The sequence below is a fragment of the Dactylosporangium cerinum genome (assembly GCF_042653625.1).
GTDB lineage: Bacteria > Actinomycetota > Actinomycetes > Mycobacteriales > Micromonosporaceae > Dactylosporangium > Dactylosporangium cerinum.
In genome coordinates this window covers 1-9,459 of sequence record NZ_JBHSIU010000076.1, presented here as the reverse complement: position 1 = coordinate 9,459, position 9,459 = coordinate 1, and the positions used below count along the sequence as shown (strand labels likewise).

The 9,459-nt window shown below is 69.7% G+C and carries 7 protein-coding genes and 6 tRNA genes; 3 read left to right on the top strand and 10 right to left on the bottom strand.

Going from position 1 to position 9,459, the window contains the following annotated elements; all coding sequences use genetic code 11:
* Positions 1-1,856: 1,856 nt before the first annotated feature.
* The 3 genes from ACFPIJ_RS47575 (at position 1,857) to ACFPIJ_RS47565 (ending at position 5,837) form a co-directional block, all read left to right on the top strand.
* Positions 1,857-4,637: a chromosomal replication initiator protein DnaA gene (locus ACFPIJ_RS47575; protein ID WP_380126111.1), complete on the top strand. Its 2,781-nt coding sequence runs from the start codon at positions 1,857-1,859 to the stop codon at positions 4,635-4,637.
* A 110-nt stretch (positions 4,638-4,747) separates the two neighbouring features.
* A complete protein-coding gene (locus tag ACFPIJ_RS47570) occupies positions 4,748-5,629 on the top strand; it encodes a glycosyltransferase family 2 protein (protein WP_380126110.1) in 882 nt (293 codons plus the stop codon).
* A 37-nt stretch (positions 5,630-5,666) separates the two neighbouring features.
* The gene (locus tag ACFPIJ_RS47565) at positions 5,667-5,837 is read left to right on the top strand and encodes a hypothetical protein (RefSeq protein ID WP_380126109.1); all 171 of its coding nucleotides are present in this window, start codon (positions 5,667-5,669) and stop codon (positions 5,835-5,837) included.
* 69 nt (positions 5,838-5,906) lie between these two features.
* On the opposite strand, the gene ACFPIJ_RS47560 is transcribed toward ACFPIJ_RS47565, so the two are convergent.
* The 10 genes from ACFPIJ_RS47560 to ACFPIJ_RS47515 form a co-directional block, all read right to left on the bottom strand.
* Positions 5,907-5,992: transfer RNA gene (locus tag ACFPIJ_RS47560), tRNA-Ser, on the bottom strand.
* 18 nt (positions 5,993-6,010) lie between these two features.
* Positions 6,011-6,085 (bottom strand) — tRNA-Arg (locus ACFPIJ_RS47555).
* A 26-nt stretch (positions 6,086-6,111) separates the two neighbouring features.
* A tRNA-Ser gene (locus ACFPIJ_RS47550) sits at positions 6,112-6,196 on the bottom strand.
* 3 nt (positions 6,197-6,199) lie between these two features.
* Positions 6,200-6,272: transfer RNA gene (locus ACFPIJ_RS47545), tRNA-Leu, on the bottom strand.
* A gap of 60 nt (positions 6,273-6,332) precedes the next feature.
* Positions 6,333-6,776 carry an HNH endonuclease gene (locus ACFPIJ_RS47540; protein WP_380126108.1) on the bottom strand — a complete coding sequence of 148 codons (444 nt, stop codon included), beginning with the start codon at positions 6,774-6,776 and terminating at the stop codon, positions 6,333-6,335.
* A gap of 51 nt (positions 6,777-6,827) precedes the next feature.
* Positions 6,828-6,901: transfer RNA gene (locus ACFPIJ_RS47535), tRNA-Leu, on the bottom strand.
* Positions 6,902-6,941: 40 nt separating this feature from the next.
* Positions 6,942-7,015, bottom strand: a tRNA-Trp gene (locus tag ACFPIJ_RS47530).
* A gap of 304 nt (positions 7,016-7,319) precedes the next feature.
* Complete coding sequence (locus tag ACFPIJ_RS47525) at positions 7,320-7,937, bottom strand: hypothetical protein (RefSeq protein WP_380126107.1); 618 nt, start codon at positions 7,935-7,937, stop codon at positions 7,320-7,322.
* An 83-nt stretch (positions 7,938-8,020) separates the two neighbouring features.
* Complete coding sequence (locus ACFPIJ_RS47520) at positions 8,021-8,434, bottom strand: response regulator (protein ID WP_380126106.1); 414 nt, start codon at positions 8,432-8,434, stop codon at positions 8,021-8,023.
* Positions 8,435-9,459, bottom strand: a 1,025-nt coding sequence (locus ACFPIJ_RS47515; RefSeq protein ID WP_380126105.1) for a chemotaxis protein CheW, incomplete at its 5' end; no start/stop codon positions are given.

Below are 9,459 nucleotides of genomic sequence, written 5' to 3'. Positions count from 1 at the left end.
TCTGCCTGGTGATCGAAGTCGCCGGCCGGCTGTCCGCACAGCCCGTGCACGACTTCGATCACCACCACACGGTGCTGGTGGACGTCACCACCGCGGTGCTGGTGCACGTCGCGGGGCTGGCGACCATACCCGGCGCCGCCGCGCGCCGGCGCCCCGGTTGACGATCTGGTGGACGATCTTGCGGCGTGATCGAAGGACGGTGCTGGTCGCGTGGGCGACCAGACAGAGCCTTCGATCAGGAACGTCCACTGCTGAACGGCGGGGTGATCCAAGGTACGACACGGCCGTCGTGTACCACGCCAGCGGACGCGGCCGGGCCGCAACCTGCCGCGCTCCGCCGTCCCATCGTTCGCTGCCATTCCGCATCGCCGGGCCATCGGCGCATCCGTCCGCGCAGGACACGCGGGCGACGAGGCCGATCCGGACACCGGCAGCACCGGATCGGGCAGCGACTCGCCGCGTCGTTGCCGGATTCCGTACAACCCGAAGGATCCCTGGCGCCTGACCCCGGCGATCGTTCGGGTTGTCGCGCCATCAACTGCTCGGCAAGACCGTTCACAGATCGAAGTCGCTGCGGGCTGTCCGGGTGACTGCGGCACGCCTTGACCACGGCGGTCGCCGGCGGCGGCGTATGTCGCGCCGTTGCGGGCGGCGGGAGTGTGGTGCGGTCGGAAAGTGTGGATGGTGCGGTTTGGGCCGAGTTGAGGCGGCGGCCGGTCCGTTAAATCTTTGTGTTGGCACGTTTCCGGCGGGATTCACGCTGTGGTGGTGCCGGGCGTGACGCCGGGCGAGCGAACGGATCACCGAGCGTGTGCCGGCGGGGTGGGTCCGGCGGAAGCGGCTGGGGCGCGGGGACGGGCAGGACGGACGGGGCGCGCTCTCGCACGGAATTGTCCGGAAGGAGACTGTTTCGGGATCCGGTGAGCCTGGGAATCAGTCATCTCGGCGACGGAAAACCGGGGCCGGGAAACCACTCCGGATCCCGTAATCCCCCGACCTGTCGGGCGACCTGGAATTCGGCGGCCCGGTCGCCGGGTATACGGCAGGCGACGTCGCGGCGAACGGAGTCTTACCGCCGCTCAGGTGGGCCGGGCGCACATGGATCGTGCACCTTGCACGGTGCGGTGGATCGCGTCGGAGCAAGGAGCACTTTCGGCCGGGGGCGGGTCGACCATCGCACCTCCGGAACGGGTTGCGGCATCGTCGGGCGTCGTTGCGTCAATGCGATTCGGCGAGTGGTGAAGATCGAGATAGGAGGCGGACGTGTACTTCGTCACCCGGGCCGGCCGGGGCGCGGGGCTGGACGGGACGGGTTTTGGCTGGTCAGAGTGGGTGTACGCAGTCAAGTCGAGCGGATTGACCGGCTGTGGCACACAGGACAGGGGCTCGATCAGCGGGTATCCAGGAGTGGGACCCGTCGATGGGTCCTGTCCGGGTCGACCGATTGGAGAGGTTTTGCTGGCAGTGCGAACAGCGGCGGAGGCGATCACCGCCAGGACTGTGGTGGTCACGGAGCGTATCCGTCGAGTAGAGACCACTGGCATGCGCAACTCTCGGGAAAACTCGTCATCAATTGGTGTGAATCGGGCTCAATCCACCCGGCTGTCAGCCATATCCACCGGGTCCGGCGACAAACGGGATGGTTGCGTCCGTCACTCAGCGCGGTACGATCCGCCAGAGCCGCCGTGCGGTCATCGGTGTGGAACCCCCTCCGCATCGCACCGCTCGTGGCACACCCGACGGAGGGCGATCTTGACTATCTGCTGCCCGCTTGCAGCAAGCGCGCCGGACCAGCAGGCTGCGATGCGCACCTCGGCATTGCTGCCCGTCGGGGCAGCAGATCGTGCGAGGTTCGCATGAGCACCGCGATGCAGGTCCGCCTGCGGCACTGGCCCGGCATGAAGGTCTCCTGGCTCGGCGCGGGGGCGGTCGTCCACTCGGGCGACGAGCCCAGCCCGGGCGCCGCGGCGCTGGTCGTCTCGCCGCACGGTTCCACCGAGTGTGCGGTGGTCATCAGCTCGCACACCGTCAAGCTTCAGCCCGCGATGGTCGAGGAGTTGGCCGAGGTCCTCGCCAACGGCCTCCCGCGAGGGTTCACCGCGATGCGGTTCGTCGCCTGGGACGGCGCCTGCGCCACCAATGAGCGACCCGCCGCGGCACACCTGATCTCGATGCGGCTCGGAATCGACGTCATCGCCGCCGCCGGGCCGCTGCTCGGCGTGCCGGGCGGGTCGCTGTTCGCGCCGATCGGGCGTGGCGAGCACCGCCCCGGCGGGTTCTGGCGGTTCCGGGCCGGCGCGCAGCCGACCCGGGTCGGCTGGCGGTTCCCCGCACCGCACTGGGAGGCGGACATCGGCGAGGTGCCCGAGCTGCCCGGCGACCTGGTCCTCGACCAGATCCCCGCGGGGCTGTGGCTGCACCGCCGGCGCGTCGGCAGCGTCACCGACCTGGCGTATTCGGTGCCGACGGACCACTCGCACCCGGCGATGATCCTGTCGCACCCCGGTGAGGAGCCGTTACACCGCGACGAGCTCGTCCAGGCCGTCTCGGTCATCCCTGCGCTCGCCGCCGACCGGTGCGTCTTCACGCCCTACGGGCAGCGTCCACTCCTTGACGGGCCCGTCGGGCCGGTCGTCGCCGACGTGCTGGGCCGGGCCGTGCACGTGCGCACCGGGCTCCCCCTGTGCGCGCCGGCCGGGCAGCGCGCCGTCGTCACCATCGACCAGAAGGGCCTGCCGCGCTGGCGGACGTTCGCCCGGGAGCTGTGGCACGCGCCGCGCACCGGTGCGCCGCGGCCGGTCGACTGGGTCAACCCGTGCCCCGACGTGCTCGACACGCCGGCGGGTGCGGCCACGTTCACGCTCGGCAGCGGCTGGGTCCTCGAGGTCATCCAGGCCGGCCTGTGGATCCGCCCGGAGCACCTGACCGACCCGGCCGACTGGATCCGCGGGCTGCCGGTCGACGTCAACCGCTGCGCCATCATCGTGGGCGCCCCGAACGCGGCCGAGCTGCCGCCCCCGGGTCACACGATGGCCGATGTGCTCGAGAAGCTCCCCGTCGACGCCCGCAAGCGGGCCTACCTGGCCGTGCCGCGGGGCGCCGCGCCGAACGTCTTCATCCTCGCGACCGCGCTGCGCGACTCGCTGCCGGACCCGGGCGAGGTCGAGCTCGTCGGCCCGTCGGCGGCCCCGCCGGCGTCGGCGCTGCCCGCGTTCCCGCCGTCGACGACCGGGTCGTTCCCGGCGGTCGGCTCGACGGGCTCGTTCCCGGCGATGGGGTCGACCGGGTCGTTCCCCGCCGCGTCGCAGAACGGCCACCGGGCCGACGGGCCGTTCCTCGTCAACGGGCGGCCGGCCAACGGGCACCCGTCCGGCGCGCACCCGACGGTGTCCCGCCCGGCGCACGGCTCGTTCGACCACGACGAGCCCGAGGACGCGTACCGCAACGGTTACGACGGCCAGCGCACCGGCTCCTTCGAGCCGCTGAGCAACCCCGACCGCCGCAACGGCAGCGAGCACCGCAACGGCACCGAGCCGCGCACGGGTGGTTTCGCACCGGTAGAGCCGACCTCCGGGTCGTTCGCGCCGGTGGAGCCGCGGACCGGATCGTTCGACGCGCCCCGCAATGGCGCCGACCCCCGCAACGGCCACGACAGCCGCAACGGCCACGACGCCCGGAACGGTCACGACGTCCGGAACGGCCACGACGGCCGCAACGGTCACGACGCCCGCAACGGTCACGACAGCCGGAACGGCCACGATGCCCGGAACGGCCACGATGCCCGGAACGGCCACGATGGCCGCAACGGTCACGACGTTCGGAATGGGGCCGATCTCCGCAACGGTCACGACGTGCGCAACGGCGTCGACCCGCGGACCGGGGCGTTCGCGCCGGTCGAGCCGCCCACCGGCTCGTTCGCGCCGCTGAGCCCGAACGGGACCAATGGCCAGCACGGCCCGAACGGCTTCGGACCGCAGCACACCGGCCCCCAGTACCCAGGCCCGCAGCACCCGGGGCAGCAGCACCAGGGTCCGCAGCACCCCGGCCGGCCGGTCGACAACGGTCGCGGGGCAGGGTTCGCCAACGGGCGGGGGGACAGCACCACGGCGTTCCCCGCCGTCGGGCCCGAGGCCTACCGCGGCGCCCCCGAGCCGGCCCGCAACGGCTCGCACCCGGACCTGAACGTGGCACCGCCGCGGACGTACCACCGCGAGCAGCAGCCGCCGGCGCACGACCCGCAGGGCTACGAGGCGGGCCGCCCGGCCAACGACGGGTACCGGTTCGACGCGCCGAACTACGACGAGCACCACTTCGACCTGCCGACCCCGCCCGGGCAGCGGGCACCCGTCCAGCGGATGCCGGCGCACGACGAGTCCGAGGACCAGACCGGCGGCATCGAGGACACCTCGTCGATCCGGACCGGCCGGGAGATCCGCTCGCACGGCAAGAAGGCCAAGGCGACCCGCGCCGACGACAAGACCAGCACACAGGAGCTCGACCGGCTGCTCGGGTTCTTCGACGAGATCCGCCGCGCGAAGGCGTGGGACGAGGACTCGCCGGGCTCGGCCACGGACGAGGCGACGGCCCGCCGCGCCGCCGCGGGGCAGCCCCCGGCCGGCCCCCGGCGCGCCCGCTGAGGAAGCCGCACACCCGCTGACGAAGTCGCACACCGCGAAACGGCCCGGTCTCACCAGAGACCGGGCCGTCGCGTTTCGCCGTGCCGCCGGGAGTCGACTAGGATCGCACGGTGCTCGACATCATGCTCCCGCACTACGGCGACGTGGAGCTGCTCAAGCTCGCCGTCAACAGCGTCATCGCACAGACCGACGACCGGTGGCAGCTGACCGTCCTGGACGACAGCACCGCCGACGGCATCCCCGAATGGTTCGCATCGTTAGGGCACGAGCGGGTGCGGTACCAACGGAATCCCCGCAATCTCGGGGTCACCGGCAACTTCCAGCAGTGTGTCGACCTCGCCACCGAGCAGTTCATGGTCATCATGGGCTGCGACGACGTGATGCTGCCCAACTACGTCGCCACGGTGCACGCCCTCGTGGACGCGCATCCGGAGGCGGTGCTGCTCCAGCCCGGGGTCGAGGTGATCGACGCGCAGGGAGCGGTGGTGCGCACCCTCGCGGACTCGACGAAGCGCCGGGTGTACGCGCCGAAGATCAACGGCACCGTGGTCATGTCGGGCGAGGAACTCGCGGTGAGCCTGCTGCGGGGCAACTGGCTGTATTTCCCGTCGCTGTGCTGGCGCACCTCGGAGATGAAGGCCGTCGGGTTCGACCCGTCGCTGCAGGTGATCCAGGACCTGTCACTGATCCTGGAGCTGGTCACCCGGGGCGGCACGCTGGTCGCCACGGACGAGGTGGCGTTCCGGTACCGCCGGCACGGCTCCAGCCTCTCGTCGTCGTCCGCGGTGACCGGCGGCCGGTTCAGCGAGGCCCGCAACTTCTTCCTGGCCAGCGCGGCGCGGATGGACGCGCACGGCTGGCACAAGGCGGCTCGGGCGGCGCGCTGGCACCTGTCCTCGCGTATCCACGCGCTGACGATGCTGCCGGCGGCCGCGAAGCAGCGCAGCGGCAGCAGTGTGACCGTGCTCACAAAGTACGCACTGGGTCGCTGATCATGTAGACATCGCCGCCGCAGCTTCGTCGTTCCGGGTGAAGACCACGACGAAGGAGATGGCGATGTACCAGTCGAACCTGCTGTGGCACACGAGCACGATGACCGAGGAGCGGCGGCGCGAGGCGGAGTGGCACCTCGCCCGCGCGGCGGCCAAGTGGCGTCGCGTGTTCCACAGACGCCGCGAGATCCCGAAGCACGTGGCGTGATTCCAACGAACCCGCCGGATCCCAACGGACGCCGTTGGGATCCGGCGGGCGCCGTTGGATCCAGAAGCGCGGAGAGGGTGGGAGTCGAACCCACACGGGCGTGAACCCAACGCCGTTTTCGAGACGGGTGCCGGCACCGATCGGCTGGCCTCTCCATGAACCGAACCTTGACGCGCCCTTGGAAGGATTCGAACCTCCGGCCTCTTCGTTCGTAGCGAAGCGCTCTCGTTCCGCTGAGCTACAAGGGCATGGTCGTGCTGGAACAACAGAAGCGCGGAAAGTGAGGGGATCGAACCCCCGCGGGGTCGCCCCCGTCGACGGCTTAGCAAGCCGCAGCCTTACCTCTCGGCCAACCTTCCAAGTACCCGGAAGAGGATTCGAACCTCCAACCTCCTGACCCTGAATCAGGCGCCTCTACCGTTGGGCTACCCGGGCACGGGGTGGTGCGATGGGAGGCCCGGCGGGGAGGTAGCAGCACCCCGCCGGGTCCTCGCGTCAGCGCTGGGCGAGTGCGTGCCAGGTCGGGACCGACGGCTGGATCCGCAGCACCATGCCCGCTTCGGCGGGGGTGCGGTCGCCCTTGCGCTGGTTGCACACCGTGCAGGCCGCAACGGTGTTCTTCCAGGTGTTCCGCCCGCCCCGGGACCGGGGCAGGATGTGGTCGATGGTGGTGGCGTCCTTGCCGCAGTAACCGCAACGGCGGCCGTCACGGGCGTGCACCCCGGCGCGGGACCACGCGGGTCCGTTGCCGAAGCGCCAGCGGGTGACGACGTAGGACACGAGCCGGACGACCTTCGGCATCGGGTACACCCCGATGAGCCGGTCAGGCTCGGACTCGTGCACGACGGCCACCTCACGCAGCAGCATGCGCACGGCATGGCGGAGGGTGACCCGGTGCAGGGGTCCGAGGTCGGCGTTGAGAACGAGAACCGCGGTCACCGGGCCTCCCTTCGCTTGTTACTTCCCCAACTGTTACCAAACGATCTTGCGTGCCGTGAGCGGGACTCGAACCCGCACTGATCCCATTTTGAGCGGGACGCCTCTACCGATTGGGCTACCTCGGCATTTCGAACATGCGAATGGAATTGTCAAACAACAATGCTGCACGGGCGGCAGGAATCGAACCAACAACCGTCGGGTTTGGAAGCCGGTGCTCTACCAGATTGAGCTACGCCCGTAGGAGGGTACAAAAAAGCCGCCCATTGCAGCGGGCGGCGGGAGAGGCGGGGGAACCCTAGCCTCGCCACCGTCCGGGCAGCTCCGAACTGGCCAGCAGGTCGCTGAGCAGCATGTTGTGCCAACTACGGGACGCTGATCGACCGCGCGACGCGGACGCCGTCAGTCGTAGCTCGATGCGCGCTGCCATTTGCGGTCTCCCTTCGTGGTCCCGGTGGATCTTGGTGTTCCTCGTTGACGTATTCAAAGATACGACCCCGGCGCCGCCTCGGCAACCAGTTAATTCGGCGGCGCCAGGAATGCCGGTCAGGCGGCCATGTAGTGGGCGAGGTACAGGTCCATCTCGTCGGTGGACTCGTCGCCCTCGTTGACGCTGAACCACAGGGCGTTCTCCAGCCAGAAACGGTGGATGAACTGTTCGAAGCTGTCGGCGGCGCGGACCATGTTGGCGACAAGGGTCTCGGGGTCGACCTCCTCGAGACCGACGATTTCGAGCAGCCACGGCGACGCGATGACGAACGGTTCGGCGCCGGGCCGCAGGTACAGGTACCAGATGACGGCGTCCTGCTGGTCGCGCAGGAACCGCACCAGTTGCGCCTGGGGCTCGACCGGGCTGGGCACGGGCCGGGGCGCCAGGTCGAAGTCGCAGCCGGTGCAGGACGGGATGGCATCCATGAGGACCTGGCTGCTCATGAAGCGTTTGAACGCGACCGGCAGTTCGACGTGCGCGGCGAGGGCACCGAGGTCCATGGCGCGCAGCGGGTCGTGCGGCGCGTCGGGGACCAACCAGTTGAACGTGCCGTCGAAGCGTGACTGGTCCACTACCGGCAGGCTTTCGGTGGGGTAGAGCTCGTAGGTCCCCATGCTCGCCCGGGCGCTGCCCAGGTCCGTGCCCCACCAGCCGCGCGGAAAGTCGATCGTCATGTGTCGCACGGTACGACGCCGCCTGGTGTTCTTCCGTCGCCTATCGGACGAAGCCGAGCGCGTTTCAGGTCATGCCTCTCACGTCAGCCATTGTTGGCAGTCTCGAGGGTGGGAATCTGCGGCAGCACGCCGAGATAGCTGAGCTTGTCGACGATCGCCTCGGCGGTGAAGGGCTTGATGACGTACTCGTGCGCGCCGGCGGCCAGGGCGCGCACGATCTGCCCGTGCTCGCTCTCCGTGGTCACCATCATCAGGGTCATCTGCCGGAGATGCTTCTGTTTGCGGACCGCCATCACAAACTCGAGGCCGTTCATCTCCGGCATGTTCCAGTCGATCAGGGCGAGCCCGGGCTGCAGGTCGTGGTCCCAGATCTGGTCGAGGGCGTCCTTGCCGTTGGTGGCCTCGCGGACCTCGAAGCCGAGCGGCAGCAGGATCCGTTTGAGGATGCCCCGCATGGCACGTGAGTCGTCGATGACCATGGCGAGCTTCGTGTCCATTCAGACTCCGGCAGGTTGGTAGGTGGTGGTTTCGTACGGGTCGATGGTCGTGTCGATCTTGGTGTGGAAGAGGGGGTCGGCGGCGAGGATGGCGCGGCGCACGTCGAGGAGTTCGGTGACCCGCTGCTGGATGACGGCCGAGCCGAGCAGCCCGTCGTCGCCGAAGTCGCGGCGGGAGTCGTCGAGGCCCTCTTCGACGATGTCGAGGATCTTCTCCACCGCCAGGGCCACGGACCTGCCGTTCTCGGTGTAGACCACGACCGGGACCGTCGGGCCGGATTCGGTCTCGTACGCGCCGAGCAGGTGGGACAGGCGCAGCACCGGCAGGATCTGGTCGCGGTACTGCACCACCTCGCGGCTGCCCGTGCGTTCGATCCGCTCGACCGGGAACTCCTCCAGCCGGGTGACCATGTCCAGGGGAATCGCGACCCGGCGGTCGCCGACGCCGGCGATGAGGAGCCGGCCGCCGTTGCCGTTGCCGCGGCGGACCGCCGGGTCCGCGTCCTTGGCCTCGGCACCCGCGGCGAGCTGCGCCCGGCGGGCCAGTGAGGCGACGTCGAGGATCAACGCGACCCGGCCGTCACCGAGGAGGGTGGCGCCCGCGTACACCCCGATGTCCTTGAACCGCGAGGTGAGCGGCTTGACCACGACCTCCTCGGTGTTGAGGACCCGGTCGACGACCAGCCCGAACCGTTTGCCCTCCGCCTGCAGCACCGCGACGTACACGTCCTTGTCGTGTTCGCCGTCGCGGTGCAGGCCGAGCGTGTCGTCCAGGTACACCAGGGGCAGCAGTTTTCCTCTGAGGCGGTAGACCTGCGCGCCCATGGCGTGTTCGACGACCCGCCCCGACTGCCCGTCCAGATACACCAGCTCATGCACGGCGACCTGCGGGATCACGTACCGCTCATCACCACACTCGATCGTCAACGCCTGAATGATCGCCAGGGTCAACGGAATCGTCAACCGCCACGTCGTGCCCTGACCCACCACCGAATCGACATCGACCGCACCACCGATCCGCTCGA

Coding starts and splice junctions, on each gene's coding strand:
- ACFPIJ_RS47520 (WP_380126106.1), bottom strand. CDS start 8,434: ATGGACACGAAGCTCGCCATGGTCATCGACGACTCACGTGCCATGCGG.
- ACFPIJ_RS47525 (WP_380126107.1), bottom strand. CDS start 7,937: ATGACGATCGACTTTCCGCGCGGCTGGTGGGGCACGGACCTGGGCAGC.
- ACFPIJ_RS47575 (WP_380126111.1), top strand. CDS start 1,857: ATGAGCACCGCGATGCAGGTCCGCCTGCGGCACTGGCCCGGCATGAAG.